This window comes from Kutzneria sp. NPDC052558 (assembly GCF_044547355.1).
In the GTDB taxonomy this organism is placed as follows: Bacteria; Actinomycetota; Actinomycetes; order Mycobacteriales; family Pseudonocardiaceae; genus Kutzneria.
Genome location: NZ_JBIUAG010000022.1, coordinates 65,614 through 89,401 on the forward strand (window position 1 = coordinate 65,614; position 23,788 = coordinate 89,401).

At 71.5% G+C, this 23,788-nt stretch carries 23 protein-coding genes; 11 read left to right on the plus strand and 12 right to left on the minus strand.

The features are described 5' to 3' along the window. Positions 1-49: 49 nt before the first annotated feature. Positions 50-1,720, plus strand: a complete 1,671-nt coding sequence (locus ACIG5F_RS32695; RefSeq protein WP_396523781.1) for an APC family permease — start codon at positions 50-52, stop codon at positions 1,718-1,720. A 51-nt stretch (positions 1,721-1,771) separates the two neighbouring features. Here ACIG5F_RS32695 and ACIG5F_RS32700 read toward each other — a convergent pair whose 3' ends face one another. Beyond that, complete coding sequence (locus tag ACIG5F_RS32700) at positions 1,772-2,419, minus strand: LuxR C-terminal-related transcriptional regulator (protein WP_396523782.1); 648 nt, start codon at positions 2,417-2,419, stop codon at positions 1,772-1,774. A gap of 14 nt (positions 2,420-2,433) precedes the next feature. Then, a complete protein-coding gene (gene eccB / locus ACIG5F_RS32705) occupies positions 2,434-3,801 on the minus strand; it encodes a type VII secretion protein EccB (protein WP_396523783.1) in 1,368 nt (455 codons plus the stop codon). 153 nt (positions 3,802-3,954) lie between these two features. On the opposite strand from eccB, the gene ACIG5F_RS32710 reads away from it, so the two are divergent. Continuing rightward, the gene (locus ACIG5F_RS32710) at positions 3,955-5,046 is read left to right on the plus strand and encodes a type VII secretion protein EccE (protein WP_396523784.1); all 1,092 of its coding nucleotides are present in this window, start codon (positions 3,955-3,957) and stop codon (positions 5,044-5,046) included. On the opposite strand, the gene eccD is transcribed toward ACIG5F_RS32710, so the two are convergent. Genes eccD through ACIG5F_RS32740 form a run of 6 tightly spaced genes read right to left on the minus strand, consistent with a single transcriptional unit; the run spans position 5,047 to position 10,408 of the window. After that, on the minus strand, positions 5,047-6,408 hold the full coding sequence (eccD, locus tag ACIG5F_RS32715) for a type VII secretion integral membrane protein EccD (RefSeq protein ID WP_396523785.1): 1,362 nt from the start codon (positions 6,406-6,408) through the stop codon (positions 5,047-5,049). Then, entirely contained in the window at positions 6,405-6,737 is a 333-nt protein-coding gene (locus tag ACIG5F_RS32720) for a YbaB/EbfC family nucleoid-associated protein (protein WP_396523786.1), read from the minus strand. The genes eccD and ACIG5F_RS32720 overlap by 4 nt, the downstream gene beginning before the upstream one ends. A gap of 11 nt (positions 6,738-6,748) precedes the next feature. Then, on the minus strand, positions 6,749-7,219 hold the full coding sequence (locus tag ACIG5F_RS32725; RefSeq protein WP_396523787.1) for a hypothetical protein: 471 nt from the start codon (positions 7,217-7,219) through the stop codon (positions 6,749-6,751). Beyond that, positions 7,213-8,655 (minus strand): hypothetical protein, encoded by a 1,443-nt coding sequence (locus tag ACIG5F_RS32730; RefSeq protein WP_396523788.1) that lies wholly within the window; start codon positions 8,653-8,655, stop codon positions 7,213-7,215. The genes ACIG5F_RS32725 and ACIG5F_RS32730 overlap by 7 nt, the downstream gene beginning before the upstream one ends. Beyond that, the gene (locus ACIG5F_RS32735) at positions 8,652-9,653 is read right to left on the minus strand and encodes a WXG100 family type VII secretion target (protein WP_396523789.1); all 1,002 of its coding nucleotides are present in this window, start codon (positions 9,651-9,653) and stop codon (positions 8,652-8,654) included. Before ACIG5F_RS32735 ends, ACIG5F_RS32730 begins: the two co-directional genes overlap by 4 nt. A 14-nt stretch (positions 9,654-9,667) precedes the next feature. Further along, complete coding sequence (locus tag ACIG5F_RS32740; RefSeq protein ID WP_396523790.1) at positions 9,668-10,408, minus strand: WXG100 family type VII secretion target; 741 nt, start codon at positions 10,406-10,408, stop codon at positions 9,668-9,670. Between the two features lie 238 nt (positions 10,409-10,646). Between ACIG5F_RS32740 and eccCa the strand changes: the two genes are divergently transcribed. From eccCa to ACIG5F_RS32775, 7 genes are all read left to right on the plus strand, one after another. Continuing rightward, entirely contained in the window at positions 10,647-14,561 is a 3,915-nt protein-coding gene (gene eccCa, locus ACIG5F_RS32745) for a type VII secretion protein EccCa (RefSeq protein ID WP_396523791.1), read from the plus strand. Positions 14,562-14,704: 143 nt separating this feature from the next. Next, the gene (locus ACIG5F_RS32750; protein ID WP_396523792.1) at positions 14,705-15,205 is read left to right on the plus strand and encodes a hypothetical protein; all 501 of its coding nucleotides are present in this window, start codon (positions 14,705-14,707) and stop codon (positions 15,203-15,205) included. 115 nt (positions 15,206-15,320) lie between these two features. Then, on the plus strand, positions 15,321-15,680 hold the full coding sequence (locus ACIG5F_RS32755) for a WXG100 family type VII secretion target (RefSeq protein ID WP_396523793.1): 360 nt from the start codon (positions 15,321-15,323) through the stop codon (positions 15,678-15,680). A 16-nt stretch (positions 15,681-15,696) separates the two neighbouring features. Next, entirely contained in the window at positions 15,697-15,999 is a 303-nt protein-coding gene (locus ACIG5F_RS32760; protein ID WP_396523794.1) for a hypothetical protein, read from the plus strand. 75 nt (positions 16,000-16,074) lie between these two features. Further along, complete coding sequence (locus ACIG5F_RS32765) at positions 16,075-16,422, plus strand: hypothetical protein (protein WP_396523795.1); 348 nt, start codon at positions 16,075-16,077, stop codon at positions 16,420-16,422. After that, positions 16,413-17,666 (plus strand): WXG100 family type VII secretion target, encoded by a 1,254-nt coding sequence (locus ACIG5F_RS32770; protein ID WP_396523796.1) that lies wholly within the window; start codon positions 16,413-16,415, stop codon positions 17,664-17,666. Before ACIG5F_RS32765 ends, ACIG5F_RS32770 begins: the two co-directional genes overlap by 10 nt. 1 nt (position 17,667) lies before the next feature. Continuing rightward, positions 17,668-18,381: a hypothetical protein gene (locus ACIG5F_RS32775; protein ID WP_396523797.1), complete on the plus strand. Its 714-nt coding sequence runs from the start codon at positions 17,668-17,670 to the stop codon at positions 18,379-18,381. Here ACIG5F_RS32775 and ACIG5F_RS32780 read toward each other — a convergent pair. Beyond that, on the minus strand, positions 18,363-19,376 hold the full coding sequence (locus ACIG5F_RS32780; protein WP_396523798.1) for an ArsR/SmtB family transcription factor: 1,014 nt from the start codon (positions 19,374-19,376) through the stop codon (positions 18,363-18,365). The two genes, ACIG5F_RS32775 and ACIG5F_RS32780, sit on opposite strands and share 19 nt — an antisense overlap. A gap of 193 nt (positions 19,377-19,569) precedes the next feature. Here ACIG5F_RS32780 and ACIG5F_RS32785 point away from each other — a divergent pair, with 193 nt between their 5' ends. Beyond that, positions 19,570-20,025, plus strand: a complete 456-nt coding sequence (locus ACIG5F_RS32785) for a peptidase inhibitor family I36 protein (RefSeq protein WP_396523799.1) — start codon at positions 19,570-19,572, stop codon at positions 20,023-20,025. 106 nt (positions 20,026-20,131) lie between these two features. Here the strand turns inward: ACIG5F_RS32785 and ACIG5F_RS32790 are convergent, their stop codons facing one another. Continuing rightward, positions 20,132-20,575, minus strand: coding sequence for a VOC family protein (locus ACIG5F_RS32790; protein ID WP_396523800.1), 444 nt, complete (start codon positions 20,573-20,575; stop codon positions 20,132-20,134). A gap of 61 nt (positions 20,576-20,636) precedes the next feature. Here ACIG5F_RS32790 and ACIG5F_RS32795 point away from each other — a divergent pair, with 61 nt between their 5' ends. Beyond that, the gene (locus ACIG5F_RS32795) at positions 20,637-21,281 is read left to right on the plus strand and encodes a TetR/AcrR family transcriptional regulator (RefSeq protein ID WP_396523801.1); all 645 of its coding nucleotides are present in this window, start codon (positions 20,637-20,639) and stop codon (positions 21,279-21,281) included. On the opposite strand, the gene ACIG5F_RS32800 is transcribed toward ACIG5F_RS32795, so the two are convergent. Then, the gene (locus ACIG5F_RS32800) at positions 21,271-22,425 is read right to left on the minus strand and encodes a S8 family serine peptidase (protein ID WP_396523802.1); all 1,155 of its coding nucleotides are present in this window, start codon (positions 22,423-22,425) and stop codon (positions 21,271-21,273) included. The two genes, ACIG5F_RS32795 and ACIG5F_RS32800, sit on opposite strands and share 11 nt — an antisense overlap. Beyond that, the gene (locus ACIG5F_RS32805) at positions 22,422-23,702 is read right to left on the minus strand and encodes a sensor histidine kinase (protein WP_396523803.1); all 1,281 of its coding nucleotides are present in this window, start codon (positions 23,700-23,702) and stop codon (positions 22,422-22,424) included. The genes ACIG5F_RS32800 and ACIG5F_RS32805 overlap by 4 nt, the downstream gene beginning before the upstream one ends. Positions 23,703-23,788: the final 86 nt, after the last annotated feature.

Consider the following 23,788-nt stretch of genomic DNA (forward strand, 5'->3'; position numbering starts at 1 on the left):
GTGGTGCGGGTCACGTCCATAGTGGACCGAGAGAGCAGGGGTGTGAGCGATGGCTTCGCCGTCAAACGTCGCTTCGTCGCCATTGGGTGGGAACGGGCACTTCAAGAGAACCGTCGGCTTCTACGGGCTGATGTTCATCTCGCTGGGTTCGATCATCGGGTCGGGCTGGCTGCTGGGCGCGCTCAACGCGGCCAAGGTCGCCGGCCCCGCCTCGCTCATCTCGTGGGTGCTGGCGGCGGCGATGCTGGCGGTGCTGGCGCTGATCCACGCCGAGCTCGGCGCGGCCTACCCGGTCGCCGGAGGCACGGCTCGGTTCCCGCTGTTCGCCTACGGCCGGGTCGCCGGCTTCATCGCCGGCTGGTCGTCCTGGATCCAGGCCGTCGCCATCGCCCCGATCGAGGTCGAGGCCAGCCTGGCGTACCTGGACAACATTCCGTGGGTCAAGGACAACCTGGCCCTGCTCGACCAGGACGGCGCGCTCACCGCCAGCGGCTTCGGCTGGGCCAGCCTGCTGATGGTGATCTTCACCTTCGTCAACATCGTCGGCGTCAAGCTGCTGTCCGAGAGCAACACCATCACGGTGCTGTGGAAGACCGCCGTGCCGCTGCTGACCGTCGTGGTGCTGGTGCCGCTGAGCTTCCACGGCGCCAACTTCAGCGCCGGCGGCGGCTTCATGCCGTTCGGCCTGCACGGCGTGTTCGCGGCGCTGCCGGTCGGCGTGGTGTTCGCGTTGCAGGGCTTCGAACAGTGCATCCAGCTGGCCGCCGAGGCCGCGCAGCCGAAGCGGGACCTATCCCGAGCGGTGCTGGTCGCCATGGGCATCGGCGCGATCGTGTACATCCTGCTGGAGATCGCGTTCATCGGCAGCCTCGACCCCAGCGCGCTGGTGCACGGCTGGGCCGACCCGATCGCCAAGGGCGACTTCGGTCCGTACGCGACGCTGGCCATCGCGGCCGGCGCCAGCTGGCTGGCCTACATCCTCTACGTCGACGCGTTCGTGTCGCCGGCCGGCACCGGCCTGATCTACGTCGGCACCTCGGCGCGGTTGACCTACGCGCTGGGCCGGGACAAGCAGATCCCGGGCGTTTTCGGCAAGCTGAGCGTGCGCGGTGTGCCGCTGTGGTCGATCGTGCTCGCGTTCATCATCGGCGAGCTGGCGTTCCTGCCGTTCCCCTCGTGGAGCGTCCTGGTCTCGGTGGTCACCTCGGCGACCGCGGTGATGTACGCCTTCGCGCCGGTGTCGCTGGCCGCGTTGCGCAAGCGGGACCCGGACCGCGAACGGCCCTACAAGGCTCCGTTCGCGCCGGTCCTGGCGCCGCTCGGGTTCGTGTGCGCGAACCTGATCATCTACTGGAGCGGCTGGGACGTGAACTACCAGATCGGCGAGGCGATCGTGTTCGGTCTGATCGTGTTCGCCGTCACCCGCGCGTTCCAGAAGCCGGAGAAGCGGGCCAAGCTGGACCTCAAGGCGGCCCAGTGGATCGTGCCGTGGTTCGTGGGCATGGTCGTGCTGGGCTACCTGGGCCGCTACAACAGCGACACCAAGCAGCCCTCGGCCATGATCCTGCCGGACGGCATCGACGTGCTGGTGGTCGCCGTGTTCGCGCTGGCGGTCTTCTACTGGGCGGTCGCGTGCGCTCGCCCCTCCGCGGACGTCGCCGCCGCGGTGGAAGAGGAGAACCTCGAGCTCCAGAACCAGCCCGAGATCACCACGGCCTGATCCCGTTCCACGACAACGGCCCCACGGAATCTCCGTGGGGCCGTTGCTTTCTCAGTCCGCGCGGTGGGCGATGCCCTCCTCGATGGCCAGGCGGGTCAGCTCGGGTCGGCGGCGCCGGCCGGTCTTGTCGCGGATCCGGTCCAAATAGGACCGTACGGTTCGGACGGTGATGTTCATGGCCTCGGCGATGTCCTGGTCCCGTTCGCCGGCCGCGAGCAGGGAGAGCACCTGGCGTTCCCGGTCGGACAGCACGAGTTTCGGCCCGCTGTGGCGCTCCCGCGAGGAGTTGAGCACGAACGAGGCGAGAGTCGGCGACACGTAGCTGTTGCCGATGGCGATTTCCCTTACGGCTCGGAGGATCTCGTCGCCGTCGGCATCCTTGGACAGGTAGCCGCGGGCACCGGCGGCGATCGCGCCCAGCACCTCGGACTGCCCGGCGTGGGCCGACACCACCAACACCTTGTGGCCCATGCCGACGACTTCCAGCACGGCGGCCGCGTCCTGCACGCCCCGCAGCTTCAGGTCCAGCACGACCACGCTGTCCGGCCGCTGCCGGCCGGCGGCGAAGCGGCCGACCGAGTCGGCGACCACGCCCAGCTCGATGTCCGGCGCGTCGGCCAGCACCCGGGCCACTGCGGCCCGGTAGAGCGGGTGGTCCTCGACCACGCCGACGACGATCGGCTCCCCTTCGGCCCCCATCGACCCAACTCCCCTCAGTTGCCCGGCGCCGGCTTCGTCGCCGCCGACCGGTCCAGCGCCGCACCCTTGGGCAGCAACGCGAGCAGGCTGGTGTCCACGGCCGGCGCGGTGACACCGCCGTAGCCCAGGGCCTTGACCGACTCGTCGGCGGCGACCGGATATCTGCTGCCGGTGTCGGTGATCAGCCACACCGCGTTCGACCGGTCCTTCACCAGCGCACCCGATCCCGGTGGCACGTAGACGTTCTGCCCGCCCCGGGCGTCGGTGCGGTCCACGGTGAGCGGGTGCGCGTCGGCCGGCAGCGGGACGTCCTTGCTCACCGTCACCTTGGACCCGTTGGCACACAGCGTGATCGACGCCGGCACTGTGGTGACGACCTGCGGCGCCTTCGCCGGATACCCACCGCCGTTCTCATCCACAGTGGACGACGTGCTGCGCGGCGCGGTGTTGATGTCCGCCGTGGACACCTGGATCATCCGGGTACCGGTGTTGGCCGGGTTGCCAGCCACCAACTTGGCCTCAGTCTGCGTGACCGCCTGCACGGATTCCTTGCCCACCAGGTAGAAACCGCCGTTGTCGGCCTGGAGCACCTGACCGACCCGAGTGGGGTTGCCGCCGACGATCGGGCCGGCGGTCCCGCTGCCGTCCACCTTGACCAGGCCCAACGACTGCCCCGTCGGCACGGTGTCCAGCCAGGCGTCCGCGACCGGCACGAACGGCAGGCCGTCATAGCCCAGCGCGGTGATCGAGGCGGCATCGGGCAACGCGTAGCGGCGGCCGGCGGTGATCAGGTAGCGGTCGCCGGAATGGGCTTGTGCCAACAGCCCCTGGCCGGCCGGCTCGGGCGTGCCGCCGCTGACCGGGCCGAGGATCACCGTGGACACCGGCTCCACACCGGACGGCCGGTCGGCCGAGGCGGTCGTGCAACTGGTGAACGCCCCGCCCAGCAAGCGATCCGCGGTCGGCAGCGAGTCTGGCGCGCCGGGGATGCCGTAGGCCGGTCCACGGGAGACGGTCGCCAGCGTCGACGCCGGCACGGTCACGGTCTTGTCCCCATTGCCGCCGGCCAGCAGCCGCGCGGAGGCGAAGTTCAGCACCGGATGCAGCAACTTGTCCTGGCCCAGCACAAAACGCGCGCCGGTCTCCTGCTCCACGATGACCTGGCCACCCTGCCGCCAATCGGCGTCACCGGTGGGGTTGAGCACGCCCAGCACGCCGTAGACGCCGGTGACCAGCAGGGCCGCACCGACGCCGATCGCCACCCCAAGAACCAGCCGCCGGCTCGGCGACACCGGATGGTTGGCGTCGGCCGCGACCAGCGCCGACACCAGGCGGCGTCGAAGGAACTGGTAAGCCTGGATCTGGTCCCGCTGCGTCCACACCACGTGCCCCCAAGCCCGTGAAACACTTGCCCGACAAGAACTCCCTCTGTACGGGCGACCCGAGCATACCTATGCTGCGTGGGTCGCCCAGGACAAGTTCCGGGATTTTCGGGCACTTTTGCCGGACACGAGGGCAAGGAGCGTCGCAGCGCCATGACGGTAGCCGAGACGAGCACGCAGGTCAGGCCGCGGGCCAGGGCCCGCTGGCTGCGGCCGGTCACGGCCGGCCAGATCGCCGTGTGGCAGATCGCCGCGCTGGCCGTGCTGCTGACCCTGCCTCCGTTCGATGTCACCGGAATCGCGGTTGCGGCCGGCGCGGTGCTCGTGGTGGCGGCGACCTCGATCCGGCGCGGCGGGCTGTGCCTGTACCAGTGGCTCGGTGTGCGGCTGGCGTACCTGCGGCGGCCCAAGGCTTCGCCGTCGCCGGACCCGATCGAGGCCGTGCTGCCCGGTTTGACCGTCATGCGGCATGTCGACCGGGCCGGCAACCGGGTCGGGCTAGCGTGCCGCGGCGCGGACCGGATCGCCTTGGCACGACTGCCTTCCGGCGTGCGGCCGGAGCTCGACGTCGTGATCACTGCGCTGCGGGAGGCCCAGCAGCGCGCCGACATTCCCTTGGCCGGGGCCCAGCTTGTCGTGTGGACCAGCCCCGGGCCCACCTCCACCCAGCCGCTGCGGACCCATTGGCTGGCCCTGCGCTACCGCCCCTCAGTCGCCCCCGGCGCCGCGCTGGCGCGAGGCGGCGGCTCCACCGGCGCCGACCGCGCCGCCGCCAGCGCGGCCCTTGGTCTGGTCGGACGACTGGCCGAAGCCGGCCAGTCCGCCGCCGTCCTCGACGAACCCGAGCTCCGCCAGGACCTCCTCGTCGCCCTCGGCGCCGACCCCCGCGCCTTCGCCGGCAGCACCCCCGGCGCGCGGCCCGTCGTCACCGTCGACGAGACGTGGCGCACCTGGTCCATCGGCCGCCTCACCCAGATGTGCTTCACCCCCGGCCCCCGCGTCGCCACCGAGGTCCTCGGCGTCCTGGTACCCGGCACCGAGTTCACCTGCGCCTCGCTGCTGCTGCGGCGAACTCCCCGTGGCACCACCGAATCCAGCGTGTCCCTGCGCATCGGCTACGTCGCCAAGCACACCCAGCACCGCCCCGAGGCCCTGCTCAGGCGACTGGCCGGCGACCTCTACCCGTGCAACGGCCGCCAGAGCGCCGCCCTCCTGCGCTCCCTTCCCCTGGCCCACACCGACTAGTCAGAGCATGCCGCGGACGACCACGTAGACGTTGAGCACCGCGCCGACCAACGGGACGACGGCGATGAGGCCGAGGAACTCGGCGATGTCCATCATCCTCGACCAGTAAGGGGATCGGCGGTTGCGGCGGACGCGGGTGGCGTGGGCGAGGCAGAGGACGGCGGCGACGATCAGGACGGCGACGGCGACGAGGACGCCGTGTTGCCAGGTCACGAGCCACGCGCCGAGGCGGCCGAGCATGGCGAGGCCGGCCAACAGGAGCACGAGCCGCTGGGCAGTGCCGGCGTAGGAGCGCGAGCGCAGCAGCCAGACCATGCCCAGCACTCCGGCCAGCGCGGCCGACCACGGGGAATCGTTGGCCAGCAAGGCGAAGACGCCGCCGACGGCAGTGAGGGCCAAGGCGGCGAGCAGGCCGGTGAGGATGCGTTCGGCGTTGGCGGTCTGGTCCAGCACGTCGGGCCCGAGGGTGGGTTCCTCCTCGGCCCGGAAGGAGTCGATGTCGGCGGGCACGCGGGGCAGCGGGAGCTTTCCCAGCCGTAGAGCCAACATCGGGGCCAAGGCGGCCAACGCGGTGACGACGGCGGCCAGCACGGCAGCGGGGCCGGCGACGGAAACCCCGGACAGCAGGACGAATGCGGCGGCGATGGTGCCGAAGCCGGCGGCCACCGCCAGCCCACCGAACCACGGCAGGCGATCGGACAAGATGACCTCGGCCAGCACGCCGTATCCGGTCACCGCGGCCAGGCCGGCGGCGATCGAGGCCACCTCCAGCGATGCCTGGAACGGCGGCACAGCAGTCAACCCGGCCAGCAGCGCGGCGCCGACGCCGGCGGCCGCGCAGGCGACACCGGAGCCGGAATCGCCGTAGGCCCGGGCCAGGGCGCCACCGGAAAGCAGCAGTACCAACGAGAACACGCCACAGGCGGCCGGGGCGAACCAGGCGCCCGACAGGCCGGCGGCCAACAGCACGGCTGCGCCCAGCAGCGCCGCCACGGCCGCCAGCTGCGCGGACCGGCGGGCGATGTTCCCGGCCCACGCCCCGGTCTTGGTCCCGGCGACGCTGGCGATGGCGTCCACCACGTCGTCGAACAGCAGCGGCACGACCTGCCGCTCGCGTGGGCTCAGGTGCAGGACTTCCCCGTCCCGCAAGCCGATCGCGGCCACGGTGAGGCCGGGTGGGAACGGCGAGTCGCCGAGCCGGGACAGCACCCAGCCCGGATTGTCCGGCGAGGCCTGGCCTTCGGCCCCGGACAGGCGGACCAGCTGCGGCACCAGCTCGGCCAGCGTGCTCTGCACCGGCAGCGCGACGTCCACACGCGCCCGGGGAGTGACGACGGTGATCCGGCGCGTCGTGGAGATCATGACGTGAACCGCTCCATCCGGCCGGCGGCCTCGATCACCGGCGCGAAGCGGGCGCTGGTGGCCTCGGCCATCTTGCGCAGCCCGTCGTTGACCGCCTCCAGCACCATGTCCCCGAGATCGCGGGCGTTGTAGCGGCGCATCGACTCGGGGTCGATGGCGATGTCGGTGAACTGCCCGCTGCCGCGCAGCGACACCGTCACCTCGTTGCCGCGGGAGTAGCCCTTGACCTCCATGGTCTCCACGCCGCGCTGGATGCGCTGTACCTGCTCCTGCTGGGCCCGCACCTGGTCCAGCAGGCCCTGCACGTCGACACCGGTCTCCAGGTCCATGATCCCGCCTCTCACTCGTCGTCCGCGCGCAGGTGGAAACTGGCCACCAGCCGCTGGAAGTCCGGCACCGCCCGCTCGGCCTGCGACGGCGTGCAGGTGCCGGCGATCTCCACCGGCACGTGGCCCTCGTCGGCCGGCAGGGGAATCGACAGATGCACCTGGTACTGGGCCAGCCGCTGCCCGCCGACCAGCAGGTCGATCACCTGGGCCACGCCGGGCGCCGGGTCCTCGCCCACGTCCTGCCGGCTGCGCACTTCCAGCTCGTCGGCCACATCGGACAGTCGTCGCACGGCCTCGTCCGCCGCCCGCTCGACGTCCACAGTGGACGCCGGATCGCCGATGCCGACGGTGATGTTGGGCGTGAACTCGCCTTCCGGCGTGGGCAGCACGACCACCAGCGCCGCGCCCGGCGCGCCGGCCTCGGCCGGGTCCACGGGCACCCAGCCGTCCGGCACGTCCACTCCCAGCGGCAGCTCTACCATACCGATCCGATCGCCCGCGCCGCCTGCGACGCCGTGTTGCTCACCGACTCGTACGCCTCATGACCGTAGTGCGACGCGGTCTCGTACACCTTGGGCAGGTCGACGTCGATGTTCGCGCCGAGGCTGGCCCCGACCCCGAGCGCCGCCCCGACCTTGAAGTTCACCTTGACGTGCCAGTTCTCCATGGTGGCCTGGCCGTCGAACTGCGCGCCGATGCCGGCCTCCAGCTCGCCCTTGGCTCCCACCCCGATGCCGGCCACGTCGACCCCGGCCGAACCGCTGATCTTGGCCCCGGCAAAGGCATCCAGGTGTGCGGCCACGCCGTGGCTACTGCCGTCGAGGTGGCCGGCCAGCTGCCCGCCGACGTACGCGTCGACATCGCCCTTGGCCGTGACCACGCCGTCGGTCAGCGCCCCGCTGGCCCCGACATCGGCCAGCGTGCCCTGGATCTTGCCGTCGAACCGGAGTTCGCCGCCGTGCACCAGCACCGACCCGTCCCAGGTCGCGCGCGGGCCGAGGTAGGCGTGGGCCTCGTCGACGTTGTCGCCGACCTTGCCGCCGACGCTGTCGTCGGCCAGCACGCCCTCGCCCTTGAGGATCGTGATGTCCGTGCTGTGCCACAGCTTCTGGCCGGTGGTGGCGTGCTCCGGCAGCTCGGCGTCGCCGAACGGCGTGTCGTCCTTCTTCGGCGCGCGGGCGCCGGAGAAGCCGTCCTCGGTGAGCTTGTACCAGCCGGAGTTGGCGAACCAGGAGGGCGCCGACCGCGGACGCTTGCGGCCGTCGAGGATCTCGTCACCGATCCACTCCAGCGAGCCCTTCTTCAGCTGCGTGAGATCGACCTTGACCTTGCCCGGCCCCTCCTCGTCCTCCTTCTTCTCGCTGGACTCGGAGCCTTCCGGGGCCGAGGTTTCCGGCTTGAGGCCGTACAACTGGGTCAACGCGCCGGCCAGCCGCTGCCGCAACGCGGTCGCCGACTTCACCGCCGACTCGCCCAACTGCTGGGCCGCGTTCAGGAACGCCTGCTCGGATCCGGCCGCCGCATTACGGGCCTCGTCGACGAGAACCTTGGCGTACTGGAGAAACTCGCCGCGCACAGTGTCCATTGCGGACATCGTGGTCTGGATCGCGCTGGCCGTCATGGACAGCCGTTGGGCCTCGGTCTTCAGCTGCTGGGTGACGTCGTCGATGTCCTTGGCGAGCACGCCGGCAGCCGACTTGAAGGCCTGTTGCGCGGTTCCCTGCCAGCTGGCATCGCTTTTGTCGGCGCTGCTGGAGATCTGCGTCGACACGGCGGCCAGCTGGGTCGCCTCGTCGTTCTGCCGCTGCGATTGTTGTTGCAGGGCCGAGGGATCGCCGGTGACCTGCTGGGCGCACTGGTCCAGCACGGTCAGGTAGCTGCTGAGGACCGAGGTGATGACCCCGGAGAGGTCGGTCACGACGCGCCCGTGACGGAGATGTGCTCGGTCAGATGCTGGCCGTTGACCGGGATGTCCAGGTCCAGCTGGGCATTGTGGCCGGTCGGGATCTCCACCGTGGTCGACTCGGTCCCGATCGTGGTGGTCACCTTGATCACGCCGGTGTCCGCCGGAGTGGCCGAAGGCGGCGTGGTGGCGGGTGTGGACCCGGCCGGCGGGTCGACCGGGATCCACGTGTCCGCCGTGCTCGGGGTGGCCCCGCCGAGCGCGGGCGGCGTGTAGTTGTACGGATTCGAGGTGGCCACCGTGCCGGTGCTCGAGACCGGCGTCGCGGTGACCTGCTGGCCGGTCGGCGAGGCCACCGGCGGCGGCGTCACCGGCGCGGTCACCGGGTTGCTGGTCACGGTGGTGGTCGACGGCGTGGTCCCGGACGGCGTGGAAGCCGAGGCGGAGTTGGCGCCGCCGAACAGCTTCCCCAGTTCCTGGATGATCGAGGCCAACGTGGTCAGCTCGGCGCCGAGCTTGGTCAGGCCCAGGGTCTTGAGCAGGCCGCCGATGGCCTCGATGAAACCGCGCAGCGACGCCGAAGTGGCGGTGGACAGGGCGACCGCGGCCGCGTGCGTCCACGGGTTGGACATCAGCGCCGCGACGGTCGGGTTCACCGCCGAGACCACCGAGGTGTAGGCGGTCTGCGCCGACTTGACCAGGGTGCTGGCCACGCCCAGCAGCTGCGCGCCCTCCTGCACCACCTTGATGATCTTCTCGAAGGACTGCAGCGAGTCGGTGATCTTCTTCAGCGCCGTCTGCGACGCCGCGCCCGACCACACCTGGGACAGCTGCTTCTCGGCCTTGGCGAAGTCGTCCATCAGCGTGACGAACTGCTTGGCCTTGGCCAGCACCTGGGTCACGTGCGCGGCGATCTGCTCGGGCTGGCCGGTGACGATGCGCGGCAGGAACGTGATCGGCCCGCCGGAGCTCGCCGTCGCGTCCATCGCGCTGGAGTTCGGGAACGTGAGCACGCTGGTCTCTCCTGTCAGGCCGGCATCGGACGGTAGACGCGGACCATCGCCAGGCCGCCGAAGTCCGGGGTGAGCAGGCCGTGGTTGTAGAGCTGGCCGCCGGTTCCGGCCACGCCGATGGTGGAGTTGACCACCACCACGTCGCCCGCGTGCACACCGCCGGGGATGTCGCCGAGATCGCGGGCCACGCCCGAGTACACGCCGATCACGCCGACCTGCGCCTGATGGTCGGGGCTGGCGTCCAGCCAGTTGGCGAAACCCGTGCCGTCATGGGCGAACTGGCCGGCCGACGAGTCGTGGCCGAGGCCGGCGTGGCCCAGGTAGTCCAGCACGTTGGCCACCGAGTGCGGATCGCCCGCGCCGCCGACGCTGTCGTTGAACGCCTGCGCCGCCACCAGTCCCGCCGCCGGACTCGACCACAGGCTGGCCGTGTTGGCCGTGCCGGCCGACGGGCTGCCGCCGAATCCCTGCGCCACCGCGCGATCGGCCTCGTCGTAGGCGTCCGCGCTCTTGCGGATCAGATCGTTGACCGCCTGCAGGCCCTTGAGCAGCGACTGCATCGCCGCCACCTGCTGCGCCTGCATCGCCACGTTGCCCGAGGCCACCGCGTCGCCGATCATCGCGAACGAGGTCGGCGCCAACACCAGCTTCTCCAGGTCGAGCACGGCGTTGACGGTCTGCATGATGATGCCGCCGATGTTGCCGACCGCGGACCGCATGGCCTCCGGGCGCACCTCGTACTGACCGGTGTCCATCCCACTCCCTCCCTGGTCGGCGACCTTGTGAGACGGAGAGTAGAGCGGACGCGAGGGCAATCCAGACGGCAGAATTACCCACTGTGTTTTTGGCCCCGCCTCCGGCAGGGCGGCTCGGCCGCTCGTGACCGCTGCCTTCTCTGGCCGACGGTCCAGGCAGCGGCGCGGCCGAGCACTCACCTCAGTGACGGTAGAAATACCCACAAGGTCCGCGCTGTTGTCTGGGCAGAATGCCGTGGTGAGTGCGGTACGGACCAGGCTGGAGCCGCCGAGCGGCGAGATCGTGTTGCAGTCTCCGCCGATGTTGCCCAAGGGCTCCAACCAGGGCGCGGTGCAGCTGCTGTTCTTCCTGCCGATGATGCTCGGCATGGGGGCGATGTCGTTCGTCTACATAGGACGCAGCGGCGGCGTGATGACCTACGTCTTCGGCGCGCTGTTCGCGGTGTCCATGGCCGGCATGGTGATCATGTCGCTGGCCCGCGGCGGGGCGGCCAAGAAGGCGCAGATCAACGAGGAGCGGCGGGACTACCAGCGCTACCTGACCGGCCTGCGCGGCCAGGTGCGGGAAGTGGCGGAGCGGCAGCGGATCGCGCTGACCGCGGCCCAGCCGGACCCGGCCGACCTGTGGGCGTTCGTGGAGCGGGGCCGGCTGTGGGAGCGGCGGCGGACGGATCCGGCGTTCGGCAAGGTCCGCGTGGGCGCGGGCCCGCAGCGCCTGGCCACGCCGCTGCGCGCGCCGCAGACCGTGCCGCTGGAGGACCTGGATCCGGTTTCCTCGACCGCGCTGCGGCACTTCATCCGCGCCTACGCCACGGTCTCCGACCTGCCGGTGGCGATCTCGCTGCGCTCCTTCGCCCGCATCACGGTGACCGGCGACCGGCGGCAGGTGCTCGACCTGGTCCGGGCCGTGTTGGCCCAGCTGGCGGCCTTCCACTCCCCGACCGACCTGCGCATCGCGTTCTGCCTGCCGGCGGACCGGATCCGGGACTGGGAGTGGGCGAAGTGGTTGCCGCACAACCAGGGCACGACCGGCGATCCCACCGGCCCGACGCGGCTGGTCGCCGACCGGGTGGGCGCGCTGGCCGACCTGCTCGGGGCCGACCTGGGCGAGCGGCCGGCCTTCAGCAAGACGACTTCCCCTGAGTACCAACACATCGTGGTCGTGCTGGACGGCGGCCGCACCGCCGACGACAGCCGACTGACCGCGGCCGGCGGCCGCCAGGCCGTCACCGTGATCGACGTCAGCGGCGGCCTTCCCGACGAGACCCCGGACCACGACCTGTTCCTGCACGTGGCCGGCGAACGCCTGGGCATGGTCGTGGGCGAGGACAGCGACCGCCGGATCGCGTTGCTGGGCCGCCCGGACCGGTTCGATCCGGCCTCGGCCGAGGCGCTGGCCCGCCAGCTCGCCCCGCTCTACCAGGGCGCGCCGGTGGTGGCGGCCTCGCCGATGGCGGCCAGTTTCGGGTTGCCGGGCCTGCTCGGCATCGGCGATCCCCGCGACCTCGACACGGATGTCACGTGGCGTCGCCGCACGGCCCGGGAGCGGCTGCGGCTGCCGATCGGCGTCGACCCGGACGGCCGGCCGGTCGACCTGGACCTGAAGGAGTCGGCCGAGGGCGGCATGGGGCCGCACGGCCTGGTGATCGGCGCGACCGGCTCGGGCAAGTCGGAGTTGTTGCGCACCTTGGTGATCGGCCTGGCCGCCACTCACTCCTCGGAGCAGCTGAACCTGGCGCTGATCGACTTCAAGGGCGGGGCCACCTTCGCCGGCATGACCGGCCTGCCGCACACCTGCGCGGTGATCACCAACCTGGCCGAGGACCTGTCCATGGTCGACCGCATGGGCGACGCGATCAAGGGCGAGCTGGTCCGCCGGCAGGAGCTGTTGAAGGCGGCCGGAAACTACGCCTCCGTGCGCGACTACGAGCGGGCCCGCATGGACGGCGCGTCGCTGGATCCGTTGCCGTCGCTGCTGGTGATCATCGACGAGTTCTCCGAGCTGCTGTCCAGCCAGCCCGAGTTCATCGACCTGTTCGTCATGATCGGCCGACTCGGCCGCAGCCTCGGCATCCACCTTCTCCTTGCCTCGCAACGACTGGAGGAGGGCCGGCTGCGCGGCCTCGACTCGCACCTGTCCTATCGGGTCGGCCTGCGCACGTTCTCCGCCTCGGAAAGCCGGTCCGTGCTGGGTGTCGCCGACGCGCACCAGCTGCCGCCGGTGCCCGGTTCGGGTTATCTCCGTGTGGACACGGAAACGCTGATCAGGTTCAAGGCCGCGTTCGTGTCCGGCGATCTGCCGCCGCGCGGGGTGGTCGAGGCCGGGCCGGCGCAGGTCCGATCGGTGTTGCCGTTCACGCTGGCCCCGACGCCGATCCCCGAGATCACCGTCGAGCCGGCCGCGCCCGAGCAGCCCGGCACCGGCGAGACGATCATGGGCACGATCGTGGAACGCTTGCAGGGCAAGGGACCCGACGCGCACCAGATCTGGCTGCCGCCGCTGGGCGAGCCGCCGACCCTTGACCAGCTGATGCCGCCGCTGGGCGTGGATCCCGAGCGCGGGCTGGGCCCGGTCGGCTGGGGCGGCAACGGCCGGCTGATCGTGCCGATCGCCATCGTGGACAAGCCGTTCGAGCAGCGGCGGGACCTGCTGTGGGCCGACCTGTCCGGGGCCGCCGGCAACGCGATCGTGGTCGGCGCGCCCCAGAGCGGCAAAAGCACGTTGCTGCGCACGCTGATCGGCGTCCTGGCGCTGACCCACACCCCGGCCGAGGCCCAGTTCTTCGTGCTGGACATGGGCGGCGGCGCGCTGCGGCCGATCGCCGGCCTGCCGCACACCTCCGGCTACGCCACCCGCCGCGAGCCCGAGCGCTGCCGCCGGGTCGTCGCCGAGGTCACGACCCTGCTGGCCGAACGGGAACTCTTCTTCACCGCCAACGGAATCGACTCGATCACCACGTTCCGGCAGCGGCGGGCCGAGTTCACCGAGAGCGCCGACGGCCGCGAGTTCGGCGACGTGTTCCTGGTCGTGGACGGCTGGGCCACGCTGCGCGAGGAGCAGGAAGCCCTGGAGCAGGCCGTGATCGGCCTGGCCGCCCGCGGCCTGGGCTTCGGCATCCACGTGATCGTCTCGGCCAACTGGTGGATGGGCGTGCGGCCGCAGCTGCGCGACGCCGCCGGCACCCGGTTCGAGCTGCGGCTGGGCGATCCCGCCGACTCCTCGATCGACCGCCGGGCCGCGCAGAACGTGCCGGCCGGGGCGCCGGGGCGCGGCCTCACCAAGGACAAGCTGCACTTCCTCACCGCACTGCCCAGGGTGGACGGTGATCAGCGCCCGGGTTCCCTTGCCTCCGGCACAACTTCGTTCGTCGAGGCCGTGTCCAAGGCCTGGTCCCGTCCGCCCGCTCCGCCGGTTCGCCTGCTGCCGCGGGAGGTTCCGTTGGCCGAGGTCTCCGCCGGCGACGGCAAGGCCGTGCCGCTGGGCCTCGACGAGGCCGATCTCAAGCCCGTGCGCCTCGACTTCGCCGCCGAACCGCACTTCCTGGCCTTCGGCGACGTCGAGTCGGGCAAGACGAACCTGTTGCGCACCATCGCCAAGGGCATCACCGCCCGGCACACCCCGAACGAGGCCGCGATCATCGTCGTGGACTACCGGCGCGGCCTGCTCGACGCCGTGACCGGTCCGCACCTGCTCGGCTACGCCGGCGCCGAGAACGCCTTGACCGGCCTGGTTTCCGAGGCTGCCGCCGCCATGCGCACCCGCCTGCCCGGGCCCGAGGTCACCGTCGAGCAGCTGCGGGAACGCAGCTGGTGGACCGGTCCCGAGCTGTTCGTGCTCGTCGACGACTACGAGCTCGTCGCCAACCCCGGCAGCAATCCCTTGGCCCCCTTGCTCGATTTCCTGCCCCAGGCGCGGGACGTGGGGTTGCACCTGATCATCGCAAGGGCCAGCGGCGGCGCCTCCCGCGCCCTGTTCGAGCCGTTGATCCAACGCGTCCGCGAACTCGGCTCCCCCGGCATCGTGCTGTCCGGCGCCAAGGAGGAGGGAATCCTGTTGGGCGACGCGAAACCCTCCCCCCAGCCGCCCGGCCGCGGCCAGCTGGTCCGTCGGCGGGCCCGGACCTCCCTGGTGCAGGTGGCGCTGTCGGGGTAGGCGGCAAATCAGGTGTCCGCACTCGTTCGGCGGATCCGGCCGGAGGGTGGCGGGAGGACCGTGGTGGGGCACCAGTCGCGTGTCGGGGAGGGCGCGCAACTGTTCCGCAGTGTCCTCCGCGACCACATCAGGGGAGGACTGCCGTGTCATTGATCAGCTATGCCCGGAGAACGGGGCTCATCGCCGCCGCCGCGCTCGCGGCCACGATGGCACTTGCCGTGCCGGCTTCCGCCGCGGGCGCGATTCCCGCCGCGCAGGCCCAACAGCTCCAGGCCCGCGCCGACTACTACCTGGCGACCATGGGCGGTGTGCAGGTGGCGCCCGACCAGATCGACCTGGATGGCGCCACGGTTCACCTGCTCGCGCCGAACAGCCCCGCCTACACCTGTGCCTACAAGCACTTCTGCGCGTACCGCTACCAGAACTTCGTCGGCGGGCTGCCCGACGACGTGATCGACATGTACTACTGCCAGAACTACTACATGCCGTGGGGCGGCCGGGGCTCGTGGATCAACAACCAGACCCGCGGCACCTCGGCCGTCTTCAAGGACGGCGACGGCGTCGTGGGGGCCGCGACTCCCGGCGCGTACAGCCAGGACGGCGACATCGGGTGGAGCTGGATCGTCTACGTCAAGCCCTGCTGAGGCGCGCCTGCGGGTAATTGTGCCGTCACTGTGACTGGCAGTTGTGCCGTTTGCTCGAACCCTCAAGGTTTCTAGCGTTGTCGGCGACGAGCAGTCGAGCGAGAGGAGGTGGCCCGTGAGCAGCCCCGGCTTCAAGGCCGACGCAGCGGCGATGACGCGAGCGGTCCAGGGTTTCGAGGAGTGCGCGGCGAACGCCAAGAAGACCATGTCGGACCTGGAGAACGACCTGGTCTCGGCGCTGAGCCACTACCAGGGCAGCCAGGCCACCGCGTTCTGGCAGCTGCACACCCAGCTCCAGGACAAGATGCGGACGGCGAGCACCGAGCTGGACACCATGTCCAACCTGGTCAACCAGAGCTTCCACAACTACGGCAGCGGTGACAGCACGGTCGCCCAGAGCCTGACCAGCCTGTCCAACAACGTCGACGCCGGCGGCGCGGTCTTCGGCCGCCTGACCGGCGGCTCGCTGGCCTGACCCAAGGGAGCACACGATGACCGCCGACCAGATCAGCGTCGACTTCGCGGCCCTGCAAGTCAGCTCGCAGACCCTGGCCGCCAAGGCCAAGGCGTTGCAGGAGTACCTGGACCAGCTGCACACCGCGCTGCAGCCGATCAAGGCCACCTGGTACGCCTCGGGCAGCGCCGCCGGCCAGGCGGCCGAGCAGGCCGAGACGCGGCTGCGCAACGCCACCAACGACATCGCCACCATCGTCGGCCAGTTCGGCGGCAAGGTGATGGAGGCGCACGACCTCCAGCTGGCGCTGGAGAACAAGAACACGCAGTACTTCGCGTGACCCCCGGCGGCGGTGGTCCGGCCGGTGGGGCCGGGCCGCCGCCGTCGCCATGACTATCTGGGGAGCTGACCAGGGATGTGGGACCAGTCGTTCTCCGTCCACCTGGAGTCGTTGACGGACTTCGCCCGCGAGTTGCAGACCCAGCTGGACGGCATGGGCGGCCCGATGGACCAGCTCACACAGCTGGCCGGGGCCCCGGTGCTGCTGGGCGAGTTCGGCGAGGCGCTGGGGCTGGCGACGCGCACCAAGGCGGCGGTCGCGGAGATGCACGGACTGCTGGACCAGGTGCGCCAAGCGATCGACTTCGCCGAGAACGTGACCAAAACCGTGGCCTCCGGCTACGAGCAGCTCGACAGCGATCTCGCCAGCGGGATGCAGGTGACCTCGGGTTACGCGGATCAGGGTGACGCGACATGGACATGACCCCGCACACGAATTTCGCGCAGTACAGCCACGAACAGCTCTACACGATGCTGTTCGCCAGCGACCCGGACACCGTCACCGAGGCGGCCGACATCTGGGACTCGACCGGCAAGGGCCTGCACGACAAGGCCAACGACCTCGGCAAGCAGCTGTCGGGCTTCCAGGACAAGTGGCAGGGCGGCGCGGCGAAGCAGTACCAGTCGATGATCAGCGACCTGGCCGACGGCATCCGCAAGGTCGCCGACACCGCGTTCGCCATGCGCGACCTGACCCACGACGCCGGCGAGGCGCTGGTCACCGCGCGGGCCAAGATGCCCAAGCCGGTGACCGTGCCGCAGGTGTCGCCGTCGGTGATGAGCCTTGCCACCACTCAGATCCAGGTGCAGGCCGACACTCCGCCGCAGGTGGTGGCCCAGATGCAGCAACAGCAGGCGGCGGCCGTCGCGCAGGTGCGCGACCAGCAACAGGCCGCCGCCGCGTCCAACGCCGCGCACGCCGAGGCCGTGATGGTGATGCAGGCGCTGGCCGGCGACTACACCACCGCGCAGAACTCGATTCCGCCGTCTCCCAACGCCGAGCAGGCGCCCACCGGCTCGACGCCGACGACCACCCAGTCCGACAACGGATCCGCGGCCACGCCGATCGTGTCGACCGGCTCCACGTCGTGGGTGAACATCGCCACCGGCGCCACGACCACGCTGCCGGCCGGCGGCGTGGCGGCTCCGGGCCAGCAGCCGACCAGTTCTCCCTTGTTCGGCGGCATGTTCACCGCCGGCCTGGCCGCCGCGTCGGCGGCGGCGTTCGGGCGGTTCGGCTCGATCATGCCGAAGGTGCCGGGTTTCGCGAAGCCCAAGGCCGACGAGAAGCCGACCATTGCCGCCGGGGCCAAGCTCGGCGACACGGCCGGATCGGGCTCGTTCAGCGGCAAGCTGCCCGGCGGCATCGGCGGCGGTGGCGGAATCGGCGGCGGGGCAACGGGTTCCGTGCCGACGGCCGACGCCAGCATGGTGTCCGGCGGTTCCGGGCCGGCGGCCGACATCGCCGGCGGGGCGCTGGGCGCGGCCGTCGCCGACACCGCGGCCGGCAAGGCCATGGCGCCGATGATGCCCATGATGCCGATGAACGGGGCCGGCGCCGGGGACATGGGCGGTGGCCGGCGGATTCCGCCGTGGCTGGTGGAGACCGAGGACGTGTGGGGCGAATCGTCGGCCGTCGCGCCGTCGGTGATCGGCGAGGACCTCTGAGATGCCGACGATCAGCGCGCGCCAGATCGCCCAGCACGCCTACGACGCCGGCTTCCGCGGCGAGTCGCTGAACACCGCGGTCGCCGTCGCGCTGGCCGAATCCCATGGCGACACCGGCATTCACGGCGACGCCAACCTCCAGACCGGGACCTGGGGCCCGTCGGTCGGGCTGTGGCAGATCCGGTCGCTCAACCCGGGCCACGGCACCGCCGCCGAGCAGGCCCTGCGCAACGCGCAGGCCAACGCCGACCCGGCCGTCAACGCCCGGCACGCGTACGCCATCTCCCACCAGGGCAGCAACTTCCGGCCGTGGTCGACGTACACCAACGGGGCGTACCGGAACTACCTCAACCAGGCCCGTGCAGCCAGCCGACAGGTCACTGGCGCCCCCACGACCGCCGCCCCCACCTCGTTCCGGGCCGTCCCACGCGCCCTGGACCAGGTGGCGGCCGAACTCGTCGCGCAGGCCCAAAGGCTGCGTTCCGTGCAGGGAGAGGTCGGCGCCCCCGGGCCGACCTCTCCCGCCTTCGGCGGCCTGCCGCAGTCCCAGCAGGCCGCCGAAGTCCATGCCGCGCTGATGGAATCGCTGGCATCGCGGATCACGGCACAGCTCAACCGGACTTCCGCGCTGGCCACCGGTGTCCAGTCGAGTTCGGCCAACTACCAGCAGGGCGACACCCAGGTGGCCGGCTCCTATCAGGCTTTGCTGGCCTGATCCCGGTCCCGGTGGCGCAGCATGGCCGAGCCGAGCGGCGTGACCGTGTGCAGAACGGACAGGCCCTGACGACGGGTGGTGATCACGCCGGCCTCGCGGAGAACGGTGGTGTGGCGGCTGATCGAGGACGCGGCGACGCGGAGGCGGTCGGCCAGCTCGGTCGTCGTCGCGCCGCCGCCGATGGCGGCCAGCACCCGGGCCCGGGTCGGGCCGAGCAGGCCGGCCAGCGCGCGATCGGGTTCCTGGCCGGCGGCCACCTGGTAGATCCACGTGTGCTGGTGGTTGATCGGATAGGCCACGGTCGGCGGCAGCAGGGGATCGGCGAAGGCGACGGGAGTGCGGCGGCAGAAGTAGGACGGCACCAGCACCAGGCCTCGCCCGTTGAGGTGCAGATCGCGTTCGAGGATGTCGTAGCGGATCTCCAGCACCGGCGGCCGCCACCACATCAGCGGCCGCATGCTGTCGAGCAGCCCGGCCACGCCGCCGCAGAGCAGGGCCCGCGACCGGTAGGCGAGGTCCGCCTCGACCGCCGCCGCGATGGTGTCGGCGTACGGCTCGATCGCCGCCCGGTGATAGCGCCGCAGCGAGTGTCCGATGTCCGCCAACAACTCCTGGTCGCCTTCGGCCAGCGCTGAAGCCCAGGGCGGCAGCGCGGCGGCCGTCGACAGCAGCTGTAGCTCCGACCGCAGACGCCGGCGGGGTGTGCCGAGGATGGCGTCGATCGCCGGCTCCAGGCCGAGCGAACCTTCCGGTGGGGTAAGGAAATCCGGGAAGTACGGCCCCAACGGGGCCAAGCCGGTCAGCACCCGCAGCCCCGGCCCGATCGCCCGGCTGTCGACCTCACGGCGCACCCAGCGGGCCCATGGTCGGAACATCACACCCTTGTCCCGCTCGCCCAACCGGTACCGGCTGAACACCATCTCCCACAACGGATCCGCCGCCGTGGCCAGTCGGATCCGCCCCAGGTCCTCGGCCGTGAAGTGCACGCGCAGCACGGTTTCCCCCCGTCCTCACCCCGTCCATCGGATCCGGCCGACGCCGTGTTAGGCGGCAGACAGCCGATGACGCCGTCCCGTATCCGGCCGCCGGCCAGGGCTTTTCCGCGTAGCCGCAAAGGCATGGCCGGTCGGCCTGCGGCGCGCGGAGGATCGGGTTGTCCGACCGATGACTGCCAAGGGGAGGCAAGGCATGGCATTGAAGAGGATCGCGGCCGTGGCGCTGGCCGCGCTGGCGACGCTGGTGTTGCTCGTGGGCAACGCCTCGGCCGCCGAATCGACCCCCGCCGTCCAGAATGTGACGGCCCAGCAGGCGATGTCGCCGCTGGCCTGGGAATGCTCCGCCGGCGACTTCTGCGCGTGGACCGGCCTGAACGGCACCGGGTCGCGCTGCGCGTGGAGCGTCGCCGACCCGGACTGGCAATCCGGCTCCATCCGGTGCTCCTGGTCCGGCACGTCCCGGGTCCAGTCGTACTTCAACAACGGCACCAGCACGAGCTTCCGCGGCGTGAAGCTCTACGCCGGCGCCAACTACACCAGCCTGCTCTACTGCGCCCCGCAGGGCACCGCCTGGAACGTCTCGGGCGGCGGCAGCTTCCTGCGGTCGCACCAGTGGGGCAACTGGACCCCCAACACCTGCGGCCCCTGACCCATGGCTGACGGGCCCCGGCGACATCGCCGGGGCCCGTCGGCGTGGGGCCCTCCCCCGACGGTCGGCCCCACACCCCCGGCCAGGCCGGAGGGAAACCCCGCCGCTACGCCCGGATCGTCGTCCGGCCGTACCCCTTGCGGCCGGACTGGTCGATGCCGTGGGCGGCGAAGCTGTAGAGGTGGATCTCGGTGCCGTCGGGGTCGTGGAAGACCAGGATCCAGCCGATGGTCGCGTCGATCACCGGCGAGTGCTCGATGCCCAGACCATCCAGATGGGCAGCCCATTCCTCGGCGGCGGCGCGGTCGGGGATGCCGAAGCTGACCGGGTCGAAGCCCCGGATGCCGGCGGCGACGGCCGGGTTCTCCCGTAGCGCGAGGCCGACCTCGCCCAGGCCGGCGGCGGTGCCGGCGAGGCCGCGGACCACGCCCTGCTCGTCGGGGAACTCGATGGTGACCTCGAAGCCGAAGACCTTTTCGTACCAGGCGCGGCTGGCTTCCAGGTCGCTGACCGGGAACTTGATGTGGTGGATGCCCGTGAGCTGCGGCATGTGGCCCCTCCCCGCATTCGATGCAGCGGCACTGCATTGATAGCTGCTAGGATGCATCTCGATGAGCGACGACGTCAAGCGCCCCTACCAGTCCCGCCGCCGCGCGGAGTCGGCCGAGCAGACCAGGCAGCTGATCCGGGCGGCGGCCAAGCGGCTGTTCGAGACCCGCGGCGTGACCGCGACGACCATGCGCCAGGTCGCCGCGGAGGCCGGCGTGGCCGAGCGCACGGTCTACACCGCCTTCCCCACCAAGACCGCGCTGTTCAACGAGGTCGTGAACATCGCGACGGTGGGCGACGACCGGCCGGTGCCGGTGGCCGACCGGGCCGCCTTCACCGACCTGTTCACCGAGCGGGATCCCCGCCGAGCCGTCCAGCTGATGGTCGGCTTCGGCACGGCGCTGCTGGACCGGGCCGGCGACCTGATCATGGCGGCGATCGAGTCCTCCGGCGCGGACGCCGACATGCGGGAGTTCTGCGAACGGAGTTCGGCCGCCAACAAGGCGAACATGCTGAGGCTGGCCCGGGCCTGGGCCGACAACGGCCTGCTGCGGGACCACCTGGACGCCGAGACGGCCGCGACGCAGCTGCACACCCTGTGCTCGCCGCACGTGCATCACCTGCTGCGGCGGGATCAGGGCTGGTCGTCGGACCGCTACCGGGCCTGGCTCGCCGACACGCTGCTGGCGACGGTGCTCAGGAGCTGACCTTCCAGCCCCGGGCCCGGCCCCGCCGGATGGTCACGGTGATCAACCCGGCCAGCGCCGCCAACCCGACCCCGCCCAACGCCAGCCCGCCGACCAGGGCGTTCAGCGGCGGCTGGGCGGGCGCGGCGGCGGGCGCCAGATTCGGCACGGACGCGGTCGCGGGCGCGGCGTCGGGCCCGGGCGTGGTCAGCGGCAGCTGCGAGGCGACCGCGGCGTAGGCGTCGACGATTCCCCAGCCCAGTCGGGAATCCCGGCCGCCGCCGGCAGCCCGGGAGGCGGTGAGGGTCAACCGGTTCACGATCTGCGCGGGCGTCGCCGTCGGCCGATACGCCCGCAGCAACGCCACAGTGCCGGCGACATAGGCGGCGGCCGCGGCCGGATCCTTGATGGGCCAGGCATGTCCGAAGCCGCCGGCCGAAGTGCTGACCAGGTCGGCCCCGGGGGCGGCGATGTCGATGTAGTCGCCGGATTCCGTCTGCACGGCCGCGCCGTTCTCGTCGGAAGCGCCGACGCCCAGCACGCCCGGCAACGCCGTCGGGTAGCTGACCGCGCCGGCCTGGGCGCCGACCGCAGGCGACACGATCACCGAGCCGGCGGCCAAGGCCGCGCTCACGGCGTCGTCCAGCGCCGGACTGTCCACAGTGGTCGGAACGTCGACGAGGATCGTGCCGGCCCCGGCGTGCACGGCCTGGGTGATCGCGGCGGCCAGCCGCCCGGGGTCGCCGGCGTTGGTGTCACCCGCCCCGGCGGTGTAGCGCAAGGGAAGCAGCCGCACGCCCGGGGCCAAGCCGACGAACGTCGTCTGGTCGTCGGGCTGCGCGCCGATGATCCCGGCGGCGAACGTGCCACGGCCGTCGCAGTCGGCCACGCCGCCGGGGCGCGGCACCAAGTCGTTGGACGCCAACACCTGACCGGCCCCGAACTGCGGGTTGGCGCCGTCCACACCCGCGCCGACGACGGCCACCGTCTGCCCGGTTCCCTTGGTGAGCAACCAGATCCGCGACGGGTCGAGCAGCTTCTGGGCCCAGGATGGCGCGTCCTGGTAGACCTGGGTCGAGGTGGCGCAGCCGGCGGCGTGCCCGCTCGGCACGGCCACGATCATCGCCAGCACGACCGCCACCAGCACCGCGGCGGCAGTCCTCACCGGGGCACCCACAGCGTCACCCGTGTTCCCCGCCCCGGCTGGGAGTCGACGTGCGAGCGGCCGCCGACCTCGGCCAGCCGGGCCGTGATCGACTCGCTGATGCCGAAGCCGGCCGGGCGGTCCGTGTCGCTGAAGCCGTTGCCGTGGTCGCGGGCGATCACCGCGATGCCGCCGTCCCGCTCCTCGATCCGCAGCACGGCCTCGTTGGTGCCGGAGTGCTTCATGGTGTTGCGCAAGGCTTCCCGAGTCGCGTCGCGGACGGCCCGCCGCCGCGCCTCGGGCATCGTGCTGTCGTCGACGTCGGCGAACACCAACTGGGCCCGCAGCCCCTCGCGGGCCATTTCCGTGGCCAGCAGGGCCAGATCCTCGCCGATCGTGGTCGGCTGGGGCAGATCCGGCTCGCCGGCCAGCCCCCGCCGCAGCTCCATCGCCTGGGCCCGGGCGATTCCCCGCAACTCGGCCAGCCGGGCGGCCGCATGCTCGGCGTCCCCGGTTCCGGGCAAAGCCATGGCCTCCAACGCTTGCAGCACCGAGTCGTGCAGTTCGCGCCGGACCTTGGCCGCCTCGGCCTCCCGTCCGCGCCGAATGCCCAGCCCCAGCGCCAGCCTGGTGCCCAGGCCGACCAACAACAGCGCGCCGGTCGAGGTCACGATCGTCACGACCAGCAGCAAGGTGTTGGCGGCCAACGTGATCACGTTCACCGACACCGCCGCCTGCACCGGCACGCTCAGCGCCGCGAGCGCCAGTCCGAACGGGATTCCCCAGGCGACCGTCCACAGTGCCACGGAGCCGACCAGATGCGTCCACGTCAGCGCCGAGGCCCCCGGATCCACATAGCCGACAAGGAGATTGGCCCCGATCGCGACGGCCGCGTCGGTGATCAGCAGGGCCCGCAGGGACTCGCTCAGCACGCCCGGCACCCGCAGCGCCCACACGATCGCTGCCGCGTTCACCACGAACAGCAGCAGTCCCACCGCGATGCCCAGGCCGACGTGACCGGATCCCAGCACCGGCAACAGCATCACCGGCAGCGCCACGAACCGGTACACCATCGGCACCAGCACCACGTACCGGCAGGCCCGGACCATCAGCGTGTCCGGCTCCGACTGGCTCTCGGCCGAGCACATGGCCGAGATCCGCTGCCAGCCCGGCACCGGCGTCGGATCGACCACCAGATCGGGCACGTCCTTCGGCGTCGCCGCGATCACCGGCGCACCCCGGCGCAGCAACTGCCCCAGAAAACTCGGCGCCCGCGCCGGATATCCGGCCAACGACATCAGGACCCCTCCGACGCGTCTCGGCTTCCCCCGCACCGTACCCGGACGGGAGAACGCCTTCGAGGGGCTCAAGGGAAGCCGGGCGG